The sequence below is a fragment of the Pseudomonas sp. NPDC088429 genome (genome assembly GCF_044753305.1).
GTDB lineage: Bacteria > Pseudomonadota > Gammaproteobacteria > Pseudomonadales > Pseudomonadaceae > Aquipseudomonas > Aquipseudomonas rustica.
The window spans coordinates 38768-55144 of the sequence record NZ_JBIVMX010000021.1 but is presented as its reverse complement, the minus strand read 5'-3'; the positions used below and the strand labels follow the sequence as shown (position 1 = coordinate 55144).

Annotated in this window: 13 protein-coding genes; 6 read left to right on the top strand and 7 right to left on the bottom strand. The window is 52.0% G+C overall.

Features of this window, described 5'->3' with window-relative positions; all coding sequences use genetic code 11:
* Window positions 1-92: 92 nt before the first annotated feature.
* The 3 genes from ACIP66_RS13445 (at window position 93) to ACIP66_RS13435 (ending at window position 3539) form a co-directional block, all read left to right on the top strand.
* Window positions 93-1121: a LacI family DNA-binding transcriptional regulator gene (locus tag ACIP66_RS13445; RefSeq protein ID WP_103395218.1), complete on the top strand. Its 1029-nt coding sequence runs from the start codon at window positions 93-95 to the stop codon at window positions 1119-1121.
* Between the two features lie 298 nt (window positions 1122-1419).
* Window positions 1420-2223 (top strand): alpha/beta hydrolase, encoded by an 804-nt coding sequence (locus ACIP66_RS13440; RefSeq protein ID WP_400648668.1) that lies wholly within the window; start codon window positions 1420-1422, stop codon window positions 2221-2223.
* Between the two features lie 374 nt (window positions 2224-2597).
* On the top strand, window positions 2598-3539 hold the full coding sequence (locus ACIP66_RS13435; RefSeq protein WP_400648666.1) for an AraC family ligand binding domain-containing protein: 942 nt from the start codon (window positions 2598-2600) through the stop codon (window positions 3537-3539).
* A 22-nt stretch (window positions 3540-3561) separates the two neighbouring features.
* Here ACIP66_RS13435 and ACIP66_RS13430 read toward each other — a convergent pair whose 3' ends face one another.
* From ACIP66_RS13430 to ACIP66_RS13415, 4 genes are all read right to left on the bottom strand, one after another.
* Window positions 3562-4482: a LysR family transcriptional regulator gene (locus ACIP66_RS13430; RefSeq protein WP_400648665.1), complete on the bottom strand. Its 921-nt coding sequence runs from the start codon at window positions 4480-4482 to the stop codon at window positions 3562-3564.
* Window positions 4483-4551: 69 nt separating this feature from the next.
* Window positions 4552-5748 (bottom strand): MFS transporter, encoded by a 1197-nt coding sequence (locus ACIP66_RS13425; RefSeq protein WP_400648663.1) that lies wholly within the window; start codon window positions 5746-5748, stop codon window positions 4552-4554.
* A 404-nt stretch (window positions 5749-6152) separates the two neighbouring features.
* Window positions 6153-6905 carry an SDR family oxidoreductase gene (locus ACIP66_RS13420; protein ID WP_400648662.1) on the bottom strand — a complete coding sequence of 251 codons (753 nt, stop codon included), beginning with the start codon at window positions 6903-6905 and terminating at the stop codon, window positions 6153-6155.
* Window positions 6906-7123: 218 nt separating this feature from the next.
* Window positions 7124-8497, bottom strand: coding sequence for a purine-cytosine permease family protein (locus tag ACIP66_RS13415; protein ID WP_400648661.1), 1374 nt, complete (start codon window positions 8495-8497; stop codon window positions 7124-7126).
* Between the two features lie 545 nt (window positions 8498-9042).
* Here ACIP66_RS13415 and ACIP66_RS13410 point away from each other — a divergent pair.
* Complete coding sequence (locus tag ACIP66_RS13410) at window positions 9043-10266, top strand: MFS transporter (RefSeq protein WP_400648659.1); 1224 nt, start codon at window positions 9043-9045, stop codon at window positions 10264-10266.
* A gap of 60 nt (window positions 10267-10326) precedes the next feature.
* Here ACIP66_RS13410 and ACIP66_RS13405 read toward each other — a convergent pair whose 3' ends face one another.
* The 3 genes from ACIP66_RS13405 to glcC all read right to left on the bottom strand — a co-directional run bounded on the left by ACIP66_RS13405 (window position 10327) and on the right by glcC (window position 13577).
* The gene (locus ACIP66_RS13405) at window positions 10327-10869 is read right to left on the bottom strand and encodes a cupin domain-containing protein (RefSeq protein WP_400648657.1); all 543 of its coding nucleotides are present in this window, start codon (window positions 10867-10869) and stop codon (window positions 10327-10329) included.
* A gap of 141 nt (window positions 10870-11010) precedes the next feature.
* Complete coding sequence (locus tag ACIP66_RS13400; RefSeq protein ID WP_400648656.1) at window positions 11011-12162, bottom strand: MFS transporter; 1152 nt, start codon at window positions 12160-12162, stop codon at window positions 11011-11013.
* Window positions 12163-12809: 647 nt separating this feature from the next.
* Window positions 12810-13577, bottom strand: a complete 768-nt coding sequence (gene glcC / locus ACIP66_RS13395; RefSeq protein ID WP_394507273.1) for a transcriptional regulator GlcC — start codon at window positions 13575-13577, stop codon at window positions 12810-12812.
* Window positions 13578-13811: 234 nt separating this feature from the next.
* On the opposite strand from glcC, the gene glcD reads away from it, so the two are divergent.
* Window positions 13812-15311, top strand: a complete 1500-nt coding sequence (gene glcD, locus ACIP66_RS13390) for a glycolate oxidase subunit GlcD (RefSeq protein WP_394507274.1) — start codon at window positions 13812-13814, stop codon at window positions 15309-15311.
* Complete coding sequence (glcE, locus tag ACIP66_RS13385; protein ID WP_400648653.1) at window positions 15311-16375, top strand: glycolate oxidase subunit GlcE; 1065 nt, start codon at window positions 15311-15313, stop codon at window positions 16373-16375. The genes glcD and glcE overlap by 1 nt, the downstream gene beginning before the upstream one ends.
* The last annotated feature ends 2 nt before the right edge of the window (window positions 16376-16377 follow it).

Here is a 16377-nt window from a genome sequence, read left to right as displayed (position 1 = left end):
AAGGAGCGGATAGCAGTGTTGAGCGGTAAACGATATCACTACCGTCCTAATCTCCGCGTCTTCAGCTGCATGCGCCATCATGAGGAATATGTGTGAGTATTAAGCGAAAACCATCAGGACGTGTGAACGTCACTGATGTGGCAAAAGCTGCAGGTGTTTCGGTGGCTACCGTGTCCCGTAGCTTCAACCTCCCCCATCATGTTCGAGACGATGTTCGGGAAAAAGTCCTACAGACAGCGAGTAAAATGGGTTACACACCCAACTCTGCCGCCAAGGCTCTGAGACTACAAAAGACGAATGTCATTGGGGCAATCATCCCTACACTCGATCACTCGATCTACGCAACGATGGTCAAAAGCTTCCAGGACAAACTCGCCGAGTATGGGTATGTCGTGTACGTGCTGAGCTGCGGGTTTGATTCAAACTCGATTTACGAGAGCGTAAGGCTTCTAGTGGAACGTGGAGCTGAGGCGCTGCTAATTGTTGGCGATGTTGCTGATCCTGACCTGACTCGTTACCTCAAGGAATACCGCATGCCTGTGGTATGCACATATTCCTATTTTGAGGACAGGTCTTTCCCATTCATTGGTTTTGACAATTATCAGGCAACAAAGCAGTTGACCGAGTACTTGCTGGGACTTGGGCACCGAAATATGGCAATGCTAACGGGCCCCATGCAAGGCAATGATCGCCAGCAAGCACGTCATAGCGCATTTTTGGATGCACTCAAGGAACACAAATCCAAGTGCACTCACTTCACCTATGAAAGTGCCGGCGGGTACACCATCGAGTTCGGAGAGAAGACGCTTCGCCGAATCCGCCTGGAATGCCCGGAGGTCACTGCCATCATTTGCAACAGTGACGTCATCGCTTTTGGGGTGCTATCAGCCTGTAAAAAACTGGGTATAGATGTGCCTCGGGAAATGTCGGTCGTGGGCTATGACAATCTAGAGTTCGCCGAGTATTTGGAGCCACCGCTCACGACTCTAGCAATACCCGCAGGGGAGATGGGGCTGCGTAGTGCAGAAGCACTGATCGCGAATCTAAAAAACGGCACTGAAATCAAACCGTTACTGCTCGGGACACAACTGATGATCCGTCAGTCTAGCCACTCAATCTAGTAGAATTTATCAGTCCAAAACTTCTTTCCGCTGCCGGCCAAACCTGGCCGGCGGATTCGATGGCCTAGCCGATAGGTCATCTGTCCCCCTCGGCCCATTTAATCCTTCTTTGCGTCAAAAATGATTGTGCAAATCGGCGCTTGACGGGCTGTTTAACAAGCTGCTAAAAACATTGAAATCGTTTACATCGATCTGTAACCAATCTCACGCCCTAGCCCTCTCGTTCCAGTTGAGTGGCTGACATGGCCAAACTGCTTTGATGACTTGGGCCAAGCGCAGAACAAGAAGGTCTGAAAATATGCCATTTCACCACGATGCAGACGGTAGCTTTTACTATCGACATTGGGACTGTGAGACACCACGCGCTGCTATTTTGTTGTTGCATGGCTTTGGCGAACACAGCGGTCACTATCACCGATTCGCCGCAGCACTGGTACACTCAGGCTTTAATGTCTGGGCACTTGATCATGTAGGACATGGGTTAACAGGTGGCGCATCTGGTCGCTTCGACTCCATTGATCAGTTGTCCGCAAATGCAAATAGCCTCGCAAGGCTTGTTCGACATTTGCACCTAAGATTACCGCTAGTAATTTGTGGACACTCCTTGGGCGGCATCACCGCGGCAAGTATTGCACTTGAGCTGAAGCCCGAGCCCATCGGCATTGTGTTGACAGGAACTCCGTTCGAAGGCCCACCTGTTATCGACGATAAGATCGAACTGATCATGTCGCAAGATCCGGGTTACTTAGATGCGCTCCAACATGACCCGTACAAGTTTGACACTGGCCCGGCAGAACCCTCGATGTGGGAGGCTATTTCCTCGAAGACCAAACCTCTGAAATCAGGTTTGGCTCAGTTAAGGGTTCCAGTTCTACTAATCAATGGTCAGCACGATGTAATTGCTCCGCCGGCATTAGCCCGAGCGTGGGCCAAAACGATGCCTAAGGCGACTACTATTGAAATACCAGGCGGATACCACGATATCCCCAACGACTCTTCCCATCGGCAGGTGATCAAATACATGGTCACCGAGATAGAAAACTGGCTTTCCCAAGCCACGTCCCAAAATACTCGAGTACCCGCACACCCGGCTGTTTCGTAGACCTTTTGCTCATGTACTGACCTTCAGGTCGGGCATCTCTCGTCCCGCCTTGACCTCCTGCTACCCAATGCTCATCGAACCGAATCACGACGGTCGATTTGCGTGGCAACTCTTTGACTTGATCACCACCAAGTAAATGCCGAATTGAAGTTGGTGATTAACAAGAAGCAACTGCGCCATGCCTATTCTTGCTGACCCTAACACCATTTTCCTCTTCGAAAGGACAGGCTAGGCGCAATGGCAATCACCATTTTGGCACAACACCTGTTCCGCTACGGCTCTTAATGGCTCCTAGCGACGTTCGTATAGTGATCTCACCGTGATGCGCTGGAACACCGGCGTAATGATGACTTTCTAATTACGAGTGAAGCGAAATGAACACTGCATTTAAACCCGCCCAAAGCGTCGAGCTAGCTGCTCACGAACTTGAAGCCGAATATTTTGAGTACAGCAAGGCGGCAAACCCAATCAGTGCAAATCTGATCAGTCGAATTCCTTACCACTGCTTTCCATCATCGTTATACGACTCTGGCCCGTCGCGACTGCTACCTCTCGACCTCAGTGAATCTTTGGGGTGCGAAGGCCCCGCCACTGGCCCTGGCCTGTGCGCTAACTTCATCAGGCTCAACGCCAACGATACGTTGACCCTCGCTCCCAATGCGACGTCACAAGTGTTGTACGTGATAGATGGCAACGGAAGTCTGAGTTATGGAGATCAAAACTTCGACTGGACAAAAGGATGCTTTATAGCGTTACCCGGAATGCACCCCACCGAGCTCGAGGCATCGTCGAACGCTCGCTTTTACTACGTGCATGATGAGCCGCTGCTTCGCTATTTGGGTGTAAAGGTTAATGAAGACCGCTTCAATGCGACGCTTTATCCCGCGGAAGTGGCAAACGCAAAACTGCGTGAAGCAGCCGATGATCCCCGCGCTCAGGATCGAAGCCGCATCAGTATTTTGCTGGGTAATCGCAATTTCCCCCAGACCCGAACTGTGACCCATGTACTGTGGGCTATGTACGGAATACTGCCGGCGGGCTCTATTCAGAAACCTCATCGACACCAGTCCATAGCTTTGGATTTCATCATTGACTGCCAAGAGGGTTGCTACACCTTGGTAGGGACTGACCTGGACAGCAATGGTCAAATCCGCAATCCAACGCGAGTTGACTGGGCGCCTGGCCTGGCGTTTGTTACACCGCCCGGATACTGGCACGCTCACTTCAATGAGTCCGATACTGAGGCTTATCTGATCCCAATTCAGGACGCCGGGCTGCAGACTCATTTGCGCTCCCTAGACATCCGTTTCAGCTAACAAAAAGCCCCGGCTTGCCTTGCTAAGCTGGGGCCGATTGTTGCCAATAGGGCGGATCACCAATCAGCTCGACGATAAAATCGATGAAACAACGGACTTTCGAAGAAACTATTCGCTTAGGTGGATAAATAAACCACAGTGAAGCAGGAGTCGGAGCGAGCTGGCAGCTCCATTCGGGCACCCATCGGACTAATTTTCCCTCTTTCAGACTCTCCGCCGCCAGCCAGCTAGGCAGTAATGCCATCCCCAACCCATTCTTCGTAGCTATCAACTGCGCGTCCAGGTCATTAATTCGCAACTCTGTCGTTAGCATCACTTCGACCCTTTCATCCGCACGAACGAATACAACATCGAAAGAAGATGCCGTTGCGCAAATCAGCGGATACGCATCTAGATGATTTGGAGTAACAGGAGACTCATGGCTCTCAGAAAATGAAGGGCTCACGCACAACACCATCTGCTCCTCCGCGATCCTCCGCGCCTTGAGATTAGAGTCAGGAAGAACGCCAATTCTGATAGCAAGATCGACACCCGCATTGATCAAATTCACGTGCGCGTCTTCCAGCGTCAGATCAACTTTGATCTCAGGAAATTTTTTAAGAAAAATGCCAAGGACTGGAAGCAAATGGTGCCTGGCAAATGCAGGCGGCACGTTGAGCTTAAGTACGCCCCTAGGGTGCTGATTAAGAGCTGAAGTTGCCGCCTTGGCATTATCCAGCTCTGTAAGCACCCGTCGTGCGTGATGAAGGAACGTCTGACCACCCTCGGTCAAATGAAGAGTGCGAGTAGATCGATTGAACAAGGCGATGCCGAGATCCTGCTCAAGATCCTTGATATAGCGCGAGACCGTGGATGCCTTTATCCCGAGCCGCTCCGCAGCTCGAGAAAAATTGTTGCCATTGGCTGCTTCAACAAAGGCCGTTAGCGCCGCGAGATAATCCAAAACCATCCCCTAAAAATCGGAAATGATGCCTTCGACTAACGAGGCATGAAGCCGACCTACCGAATGAAATCAATCCGAACGCAGCAACCGAGCCTGCGCGCCGCGACGATCAATTCTGGTCTTTCGCAGATGACTGCTCATCAGCATCATGAACGCAATCATAGGAACTATCATAGCCATTTTTAGGCCCACCGAGTCCGACATAAAGCCAATTACGGGTGGGGCCAGCAGGAAACCAGCGTACCCCAAAGTGCCGTTCATGGCTAAACCCAACCCTGGTGCTCCAGGATATGCGCGGCTCGCCTGGCTATAAAGCAGGGGAGTCATATTCGACAGTCCAATCCCCACCAGGATAAAGCCGACGATTGAAGTCCCGGGTTGAGGTATGAGCATGGCAAGCACCAAACCCAAAGCTCCTACCGCACCAGACGCTGTAAGCACCCAATTAATGCCAAATCGGCGGATCATGAAATCACCCGACAGACGCCCAATGGCCATTGCCAGACTGAAAGCGCCAAAGGCGAAAGCAGCGATATTTGTGCTGCTATGGCTCACATCGGTCAGGTAGAGCGAACTCCAATCAATTACCGTGCGCTCGATGAACAATGCCAGAAACGTCAAACCAGCAATGCATAGCAACAGCCGGTTTGGCCAGGCAAAGCTCTTTTGCACCGCCCCCCTCTCACCAACCGTCACCTCTGGCTGGAGATTTCCAAGCGATCGTGCAACAACCAATGTCGCTACTGCCATCAACGCTCCGGCGATGGAAAGGCACTGAATCACACCGAGCTTATCCGACAATAACGTTGCGACTGTGGATGCTCCAGCCAAGCCACCAATACTGAATACGGCATGAAAGGAAGACATCAATGGGCGCCCTTTCTGCGCCTCGATCACCGCCCCATGCGTGTTCATCGAAACATCAAGAATGCTATTGGTTACGCCTAGTAAAAAGATTGTTGCTGCCAGAGCGATTGCCGACTCTGCCAAAGCACAAAGCGGGAGCGACAACGCCACTAGAAGACCGCCCATTAGAAGGGTTTTGCGACTACCCAAGCGCGTCACTAGAACCCCAGCTAAGTACATCGTCAGCATGGTGCCTGCTGCAAATGCGCTCAAAGCAAAACCTAGCTCCGAATCTGTGAGGGCTAACGCCTGTTTCATCCCTGGAATGTTTGTCGCCCATATCGCCAGCACCATGCCGTTGACAAAGAACATTAAAGACGTGGCTACCCTTGCCCGCCCTAAAAGCTTGGAATTCAGCATCGTTACCTCTTAGGTATCCATACGCGGCAATGCCTAGAAAGAGCATTGCCTAACCAGTGACTGTGAAAGTCATTCAGGTGCGAAAAATGGCATCAATCTCGGCTTTGAGCGGTGCGCTCAGCGAGAAATGCGATAACACAGCACGTTCTGTTCCAAGAGATCTAACCATTGGTCAAAAAGGGTGGTATCAAGAGGCGCTCGATGAGAGCTGGGGTAGGACTTTCGAAAATAGCAGGCACAGCTTTCTCCCCTGAGAATTGTTTTTACTAGAGGGGTTGAACACTAGGCTAGACGTAATCGATTACATCAAAAATCGCAAGCAGAACCTAGTCTGAAATTGAAAATACCCTGGTCACAGGCATTGTTTGGAGAAGCGAGCCACCGCTGTAGTGGCTCGCAGAAAATCACCAGGCTGTGTAACCACCGTCAACGGTGAACATCGCGCCTGTCGCGAAGCTTGAGTCATCAGACGAAAGGAACAGGATCATATTCGCGATATCGATCGGCTCACCCATCTTGTTGAGGGGGGAACGCGCTTCGAGACCTTTCTTGAACTCAACTGGATCTGGGACGCTTTCAAAGATTTTATCGTAGTAGCTTGAAGCGATAACACCAGGCGCCACGCTGTTCACACGTACACCTTCCAACGCATGGTCAAGTGCCATGGCTCGCGTTAGCGCCGCAACACCACCCTTCGCGGCCACATATGCAGCGCGATCTTTGATACCGACTACCGAAATGGTGGATGCCAGGTTAACTACTGCCCCACCACCGCGACGTACGATCTCTGGAATGGCGAATTTAGAACACAAGAACACACCCTTGAGGTTAACGTCGATAACTTGATCCCAAGTGTCCTCCTCCAAGGTAACGACTGTTCCCAGCGTTCCAAAACCTGCGTTGTTAACCAGAATATCCAGCCCGCCAAAATGCGATACGCATTTTTCAACCATCACTTTCACTTCCGCAGCAATCGCCACATCAGCCTGCACAGCAAAGGCTTGTGGGCCGATTGACTCTGCCACCGCAAGCGCGAGCTCAATGTTGCGATCCGCGACCACTACCTGTGCGCCCTCACTCGCAAACAGTCGAGCAGTTGCTTCACCGATGCCAGCACCTGCGCCAGTAATCAGGGCTACCTTGTCTTTCAATTTCATCACATGTTCCTCAAATTAATCTCGAAATGCCTGAATACTTGAGCTGGGAACTCTCATCAATGCTCAGATCGACTCATCAACTCAACGTTTCAGCGCTGCCGGTGACGCATAGAAGCTGATATCTCTGGCAAGCCCGTAAACGATTACATAGAAAGCCAGACGATACCAAAAAACATTCTGCTTCGCGACACCTGTTAGTGACGATTCATCGGAAGGCGTTATGCCGGTTGGCGAAATGCTGCAGACGGACGATTGGCTTTGTAACGAGCGTAACCAACGTAAAGCACCGCTGGAACAATCAGAGCTGGCACCCAGGAAACGTCCGCCCCGATCATCTTGGCGAAATAGCTATGGTAGAACGACATGTCCATGAAGGGCACTGTCGACGCCACACCAATCAGGTAAATCACCATGGTGGACACATTGTATTTGCCATAGATACCGTCGGCGCAATACATGTCCTCGACGACATATTTTCCCTTCTTTACTAGGTAATAATCCGCAAGATTGACAGCGCTCCAAGGTACTAGGAAGTAAACCTGGGCGATCAAAATATCCGCGAAATAAGCGTTGAAATCATACTGAGTAGCAATCGCGATGAGAGTCGCGGCAAGAGCAGATAGACCCATTGCGATGAATTTAACCTTGCGGCTGATCCGCGTCATTCCTCGCATACCTGAAAAAATGGTCATCGCAGACATGTAGGCACTATAGAGATTAAGTGAGTTGATCTCCAGAACACCCAACACGACGATCACCATCGCTACCTTGCTCCAAGGGCCAAAAAAGCTGGCGATTGCATTACCAGGATTGGAGGTAACATCAGTGAACATCGTGGCCAAGACAGCACCCAACAACATCACCAAGCCAGCACCTAATAGGTTACCTAAATAGCTAAACCAGAAAGTTTGCTTGCTTGAGATATTCGCAGGTAGGTATCGAGAGTAATCAGCAACATATGGGCCGAAACCGAGCGTCCAAGATGCGGCTTGAGTCACAGTCAGTGCAAATGCAGCCAGTGCAAAACCTTGGTTAAGATCCATCGCACCTACAGGCAATGGATTCTGGAGTGCGAGCACTGCGACCACCAGAAAAATCATTCCGGAAAGCGCCGACATGATCGCGCCAAGACGATGAATTAACTCGTAGCCTATAAATCCAATGATAAAAGACACTAGCCCAAACAGGATGATGGCGGTGTTATCCCCTACATCTATAAAGGATTTGATCGCATCTCTCATCACCACGCCGTTCGCGGCCGTAAACAAAATGAAGGCGACGTAGTTAATCAAAAGTGGAAATCCGGCCCCGAAGACGCCGAATTGCGCACGACTTTGAATCATTTGAGGAATGCCCAAGTGTGGCCCTTGGGTCGAGTGGGCAGCCATGAAAACCGTTCCGATGACACAGCCCAAAATTAGCGCGATACACGTCCAAGCCAGACTCAAACCAGCGACGATACCCAAGGTACCTACAACAAGCGTTGTCACCTGCATGTTGGCACTGAACCAGATGGTGAAGAGTCGCCGCGGATGACCGTAGCGCTCTGACAGGGGTACAAACTCAATGCTTCTTTTTTCGACGTCCATCATTGGCCTCTCTTTGGGCACACATCCGCGCATTGGCTTGCGGCTGTGTTGGGGCTCTCGTTACCGAGAACGATCAATGGAGCAATTACAATGTAAAGGATTACAAAGCAACTGCAAAAAAAAGCCATCCTCTCAGCACGCTACCTACGCTATCGCGTCGGCAACCTCGAATCTCCCCTGGCCACGCGCTGAAATTCAGGCCTCTGTAAAGGATTACAAAGCAGCGTTCGTGCCAATATTTCACAACGTTGCTGGAGAGGTCGAGACTGGGCCTTTTAGACCTTTGCTGCCCTAATGTACGCCCGAAAACATTAGGGGTAATCCGATACATCATGTCTGCTTTGGTAACACCTGTGTTTCCTAAGCTCTCACATGAAGAGAATCATTTTGGTGCAGAAATTTTTACCTGTCTCATTCGAAAGCACCTAAGTGATTTCCATCGATGCCCAGCGTTTCCGGGAATTTGAATAAAAACACAGCGCTAACCATCGACGACCCTTTCTCTGCTATATCATAGTCAATGTAAACGTTTACCAAATAGTACCAAGATGCAATCTTCTTCGCTCAACGCCCCAAAATCCGTACCTTCAGAGGGGTCTTGGGCATCCGTCGTTGCAGTATCGCTTGGTGCATTCGTGCTTGTAAGCTCAGAATGCGCCCCCATAGGCTTGCTTCCGCAGATAGCAAACGATCTGAAAATTACCGAAGGCGAGGCAGGCTTACTGATCACCTTTCCAAGTGTTATGGCCGCTATTGCAGCACCCATTAGCATTTCACTATTTGGAAAGGTCAATCGCCGCTTCATTCTGTGCGGGCTGCTTTTAGCACTATCGCTGTCCAATTTCGTCGTGGCGATATCGACCAGCATATTCCCTGTCCTTCTCGCGCGAGCATTACTGGGCGTAAGTCTCGGAGGTTTTTGGACGATCGCTACGTCAGTAGGGTCTCGCTTACGTCCATCGCAGCAAACTTTGCGTGCAACCTCTATCATCTATTCTGGAATTTCGATGGGTACCGTCGCCGGTGTTCCAGCAAGCACACTGCTGGGCGATTGGTTAGGGTGGCGCGCGACATTTAGCCTATGGGGGCTTTTCGGTTTTTTCGCGCTAGTTGGCCTGGTACGCACGCTTCCATCTCTTCCTCCCCTCCCTCGACTTGCCGTCAATGGTATTTCGAGCCTGATTCGCTTACCAAAGCTACGAATCGGGCTTGTCTATATCGTGTTGATGCTTGTCGCCCACTTCTCCGCATACACGTTTGTTGCCCCCTTCCTTGAAGAATCAGCCGCAATAACTGGATCGCTGCTGAGCGCCTTCTTACTAGCGTACGGAATCGCCGGGTTTGCAGGCAATTGGCTCGGGGGATGGTACGCGGGTAAAAATCTGACTAAGGCGATCGCGATAGCAGCCACTGGCATGACTCTCTCGTTGGCGTCGCTAATGTTCAGCAATTCGAACGGTATTAGCCTGCTTGGTATCGTTGGCTGGGGTATGTTTTTCGGAGCCCTGCCAATCACTACCCAACTCTATGTATTCAATGCAGCGCCCAATCAGAAGGAAAATATCGCCGCCATTTCCGTATCCATTGGTCAGGTTTCTATTGCGGTAGGAGCGTTCACAGGAGGGCTAGCAGTTGATTACTACGATGTCACGGGGGCGATACTGCTAGGAGTCGTCTTGGCTCTCGCACTTGCCGCAATGGCGGCTTACATAGCTATTCGCGAGGCGCAATTCGCTACCCGGATGCCCTCGCCAGAATTTCCGAACGGATAGAAAAATGCAGGAATGCATTGCGAGTGAGAGGCTCACCGCGACGAGCCTCACAATGACAATCTATTTCTTAGGTTCGAACGTCGGTATGTAGGGGTCTTTAAGCGGAGGCCCGAACGACGTGCTTTTCTCAATATCGAGAACATTTTTCGGCCTAGGGAATGGCTCGGGCGCTGTTTGCCCTGGGTATTTTTCGATTCCGATGTCCCTGAAGAAAATTTCCAGTCCATTCGGCTGAATAAACCATAGCCAGTGCAGCTCGCTGTCGCTGTCATTGATAAACATGTGGCGACGGTTTCGACCAACGAAAATGGTCACACCGGGCTCTACAATATGCTCTACACCATCAATCCTAGCTTTGCCCTTCCCGCGAATGAAATGCAAAACCTCATCATGGATAGGATGGTAGTGCTCACGAACGTAGCTTGCCGGAGGAAGCGTCTGCGTACCAAGACTGAAAGGACTTTGAATTTTCAGAATCTCAGGATCAATTCTTACAGAGATGGATCCATTAGCTGGAACAGGCTGCCAGTAATCCTTACCCTCGTCCGGGCCTAGAACCAGGATATCCCCATATTCAACCGTATCTTGTCCAGGTATCGACATTGATTTGCTCCTATTGCGTTAGGCCAATGGCCCCACAAGGCCTACTACATCGCAGGCCAAACGTTGAGCGCTGCAAGGACAGCTAGGAGACCAACTGTAAACCTTTACAAGGCTGACAGACAAGCATTCAAAACTGCTGAGCTAGACGCGAATTGATCTCGATAAGGCGGCTACGATAAGAAGAGCTACTGCAACAAATGCCAGGGCAACGATAAGACTACTGGCATGGGCAACAAACCCAATAAACGCCGGCCCGATCAACACGCCTGCATAGCCCAATGTAGTCATTGCAGGAACAGCGGAGGCTTGTGGCATATCGGTTTGACGTGCCACTGCCGTAAACAAGACAGGAACGATATTTGCGCACCCCGCCCCCACCATCGCATAACCCAGCAGCGCCAACAGCCAACTAGAACTACAGAGCGAAAACGCAATTCCAACTGAAGCAAATACGCTTCCTACGGCTAATACTCGTATTGCTCCAAAGCGGCTGATCACGGAATCACCCGTCAGCCTCGCAATGGTCATGGTGGCTGCAAAGGCTGCATATCCTAGCCCGCCATACGCCGCCTCCATACCGCGAAGCGAGACAAGGAACACACCGCTCCAATCAAGCATGGCCCCTTCTGCCATAAAAACGATGAAACACATCACGCCCAGAATGAGCACCTTCCCCTTGGGGAGCACGAAAACGGGCGCTCCGCCCCCTCCTCCAAATGGCAATAAATTTGGAGATGCCTTGATGAGCGAAACTAGGGTAATCCCAACCACGCACAACGAAGCACCCACAGGGGAAAGCCCCACCCCAAGCATCGCAGTCATCCCCACTGCACCGAGAATCCCCCCCAGGCTAAAAAGCCCATGAAAGCTTGACATTATTGGGCGTTGGCTCGCGTCATTTACGATTACTGCTTGTATGTTCATTGCACAGTCAATCGCTCCCATGCCAATACCAAAAGCTATGATCGCGATGACCAATGTTGGAATGCTAGAAAGACATGCCAGCAGCGGGAGTGAGAGGCACATGAGTAACGCCGCAACCACGATGACACGCCGGCACCCATAGCGTCCCACCAGATAGCCAGAGATTGGCATTGCAGTGATTGACCCGACCCCAAGACACAACAAAAGAAGTCCTAAGACACCCTCATCGATGCCAGCGCGGTCTTTGACCAATGGGACTAGAGGCGCCCAAGACGCCATGCAGAATCCGGAAATGAAAAATGCGAGACGGGTCGAAAATTGAGCAGTTTTTTCTGAGGCGGACTGGTCGATGGTGACGCTAGATAACATTTGAAAACCTGAATCACTGGGCCCTGGGATTGGGCTCATGCGGAGGGAGAGCACCAGACGAAGGACAGCCTCTCTAATCTATCGATTGAACGAGATGGGATCTGTCGATGCCAGGGCTGGAAAATCGTCAAGTGAAGTCTTGGCAAAGGTTTTGCATTTCAATCTCTGTAATCCTTTTCATATTCTCCCGCATTCGAGGTTTTTATGCACTCACTTAACTCAATCGCCGGCATCAGGAAATATCGTCTCCAGGACGAAATGCCTGACGGGTTCGGCTGTGGCATGGCTGGCATCAGCCCGCAACCAGTGGGTACAACGCAAAAAAAACAGCGCGAATTGGATAGAGAAACTGCAGGCATCATGTCGATAGCCTGCTCCTCATTGGCGCGCATCGCGTCTCGTATTTTCAGTCGGTTGCACTGAAAGTCAGCAGATTGGAAATGTGTAGAGCAGAAGCAAGATATGGGAGTGCGCTCGAACAGGCGTTACCTTCGGGCACACACCGCACACTGAGATGGCGAGGTACTGCAGGTGATGATCTTTATTTCGGTAAGAGCCCGACAGTTAAAGAACCGAAACCGCCCCCCCGTACCAGTACGACTGAGCACTACTCTAATCCGATTCGAAGTAGACTCCACCAAGCCATGTCACGCCCACCCCTCAAGACGCAACGTCGCACGTACCAGGCGCTGCTCCTCGACTTCAATCTCCTTGAGATTCTCACAGATACTCTGGATATGCTTGATGGCGGCTTTGCGCGCCTGATCTGGCATGCGACCTGTCACTGCGTTGTACAGCTTTGCATGCTGACGGTCGATTTGACGCTTCTGCGGCTCTCGGTGGTAGAGATTGTTCACCGATGCAAACACCGTGGTGAGCAGCAAATCTGTTAGCGAACGCAACGTCTGCACCAGCACAGGGTTATGAGAGGCCTCGCAAATTGCCAAATGAAATGCATGATCAAGCTTGGCATGTTCTCTGGCATCCAGACTACGGGTGTGGGCATCAACTAACGCCTCATAGCTGCGGGTAATAAGTACAAAATCGGCCTCAGTTCCGCGCAACGCAGCCAACCGTGCGGACTCTCCTTCCAGCAGACTACGAACCTCGAACAAGTCGTAAAGCGTCCGTGGTTGTGAGCTAAAAAGATGCATCAACGGAGACCCACCACTATGGCTCGAAAGGTCAGCCACAAATGATCCTTTGCCATGCTCTGTGTCGATAATTCCGCGAGCACGCAACAGCTTTAACCCCTCCCGAAGCGCAGTTCGAGAAACGCCGAGTTTTTCTACCAAGCGGCGCTCCGATGGTAGCAACTGCCCTGTCTTGAATACACCGTCCACGATCAGACGCTCTATCCGTTCGCAAACTACGTCAGCGACCTGAGGGTTTCGGGTTACATCTGTGCTACCCATCGGCGCCTCCAACTGGTACTACCAGCTAAAAATTACAACTAGATAGATAAAAAAAACATCGTATCTATATGTTTTTAATTCATTTTTATAAAAAAAATGAATTATCTAATTTCAAAAACTGGTTCGACCAGTAAAACAACGCATAGACAGTAAAACGCCTCAGGCCAATGATGCAAGCCAGCAGTATCCGGAAAAAGACCTCTAATAAAAACAAACGAGGGTCGTCACCCGATTATGAATATTCTTTACGATGAACGCTTTGACGGCGTCCTACCTGACGTCGACAAAAATGCACTATTGGTAGCTCTGCAAACGCAAATGCCCGAGCTGGAAATCCTGCATCAGCAGGAAGAGCTCAAGCCATACGAATGCGACGGTCTCTCCGCCTACCGCACCACACCAATGCTGGTAGTTTTGCCACGGGAACTAGCCCAGGTTCAAGGCGTGCTGCGGGTGTGCCACGACAGGCAAGTACCAGTAGTCGTCCGCGGCGCAGGAACCGGTTTATCAGGCGGAGCCTTGCCCTTGGAAAAAGGTGTGTTGCTGGTAATGGCACGCTTCAACCAAATTGTGCACATAGATCCCGCCGCTCGTACCGCACGAGTTCAGCCAGGTGTGCGCAATCTAGCGATATCCCAGGCTGCTGCGCCGCATGGCCTTTACTACGCGCCAGATCCCTCCTCGCAAATCGCCTGCTCCATCGGCGGCAACGTCGCCGAAAACGCCGGAGGCGTGCATTGCCTGAAGTACGGCCTGACCGTGCATAACGTCCTCAAGGTCGACATCCTTACCGTAGACGGCGAATCCCTAACGCTAGGCTCCAACGCACTCGATTCGCCCGGCCTTGATCTGCTAGCCCTTTTCACCGGCTCGGAAGGCATGCTCGGGGTGATAACTGAAGTGACCGTCAAGTTGTTGCCCAAACCACAGACCGCCAAAGTTCTGCTAGCAGCGTTCGACTCCGTGGAAAAGGCCGGCCGCGCGGTCGGCGACATCATAGCCGCCGGCATCATCCCCGGTGGCCTGGAGATGATGGACAACCTGGCCATTCGCGCAGCCGAAGACTTCATTCACGCCGGCTACCCGGTGGAGGCCGAAGCGATACTGCTGTGCGAGCTTGACGGCGTTGAAGCAGATGTCCATGACGACTGTGACCGTGTACGCCAGGTGCTTTTACTGGCCGGTGCCACCGAAGTGCGTCTAGCCAAGGATGAGGCCGAACGCGTGCGTTTCTGGGCGGGGCGTAAGAACGCCTTCCCCGCGGTAGGTCGCTTGTCCCCGGATTATTACTGCATGGATGGCACCATTCCGCGGCGCGAACTACCCGGCGTGCTGCAGGCCATCGCGCAACTGTCGATCGAGTACGATCTGCGCGTGGCCAACGTGTTCCATGCGGGTGACGGCAATATGCATCCGCTGATTCTATTTGATGCCAATCAACCCGGCGAACTGGATCGCGCCGAAGCATTGGGCGGAAAAATTCTTGAGTTATGCGTAAAGGTCGGAGGCAGCATCACCGGGGAACATGGTGTCGGCCGCGAGAAGATCAACCAGATGTGCGCGCAGTTCAACAGCGACGAACTGACTCTGTTCCATGCGGTCAAGGCGGCGTTCGACCCTGGTGGTCTGCTCAATCCCGGCAAGAACATTCCAACGCTGCACCGGTGCGCCGAATTTGGTGCTATGCACGTCCATATGGGTCAGATGCCTTTCCCTGAACTGGAGCGTTTCTGATGCGCAGTGCACACGATACTGATAATAGTGACGCCCTACTGGAGCAGGTCAATCGGGCGCTGCAAAACGCTACGCCGTTGCGTATCCAGGGCTCAAATAGCAAAGCGTTTCTTGGGCGCACGACAGTAGGAGAATTGATCGATACGCGATCGCACCGTGGCATCGTCAGCTACGATCCGACCGAACTGGTGGTCACAGTGCGTTGTGGCACACCGTTGGCCGATCTGGCGCAAGTGCTTGACGCCTCACAACAGATGCTGCCCTGTGAGCCGCCCGGCTTCGGAGACGACGCCACTGTCGGCGGGATGATTGCCGCTGGCCTTTCGGGGCCTCGTCGCCCATGGTCAGGATCAGTACGTGACTTCGTCTTGGGAACCCGGTTAATCACCGGCTATGGCAAGCACCTGCGCTTCGGTGGCGAGGTGATGAAGAACGTTGCTGGCTACGACCTGTCGCGCCTGATGGCCGGCAGTTACGGCTGCCTAGGGCTGATTACCGAAGTCTCGCTCAAAGTGCTGCCAAAACCCCGCAGATCCCTGAGCATCAGCCTGGAGATGGACATCGACCGCGCCTTGCTTCGCCTGGCGGAATGGGGTCAGCAACCGTTGCCGATCAGTGCTGCATGCCATGACGGTGAGCGTCTTCATTTGCGCTTGGAAGGCGGTGAGGGTTCGGTAGCGGCGGCCCAAGATCGCCTCGGTGGCGAACGGCTGGACGCTTCCTACTGGACTGACCTTAACGAACATCGTCTGGAATTCTTCGGCCAGGATGAACCGCTTTGGCGCCTATCTTTGCCTAACAACGTACCAAAGGTATCACTTCCCGGCAGGCAACTGATCGATTGGGGCGGAAGCCAGCGTTGGCTAAAATCCGATGCTCCAGATCCATTCATTCGCCAGGTGATTGATGAAGTTGGCGGGCATGTCACCTGCTACAGCCATGGTTTGGCTGAGAGCCCATTTCAGCCGTTACCAAATGCCCTGTCGCGCCTCCACAGGAACCTGAAGAAACAACTCGATCCAAAGGGCATCTTCAATCCCGGACGCCTGTACGAGGAGCTTTGATC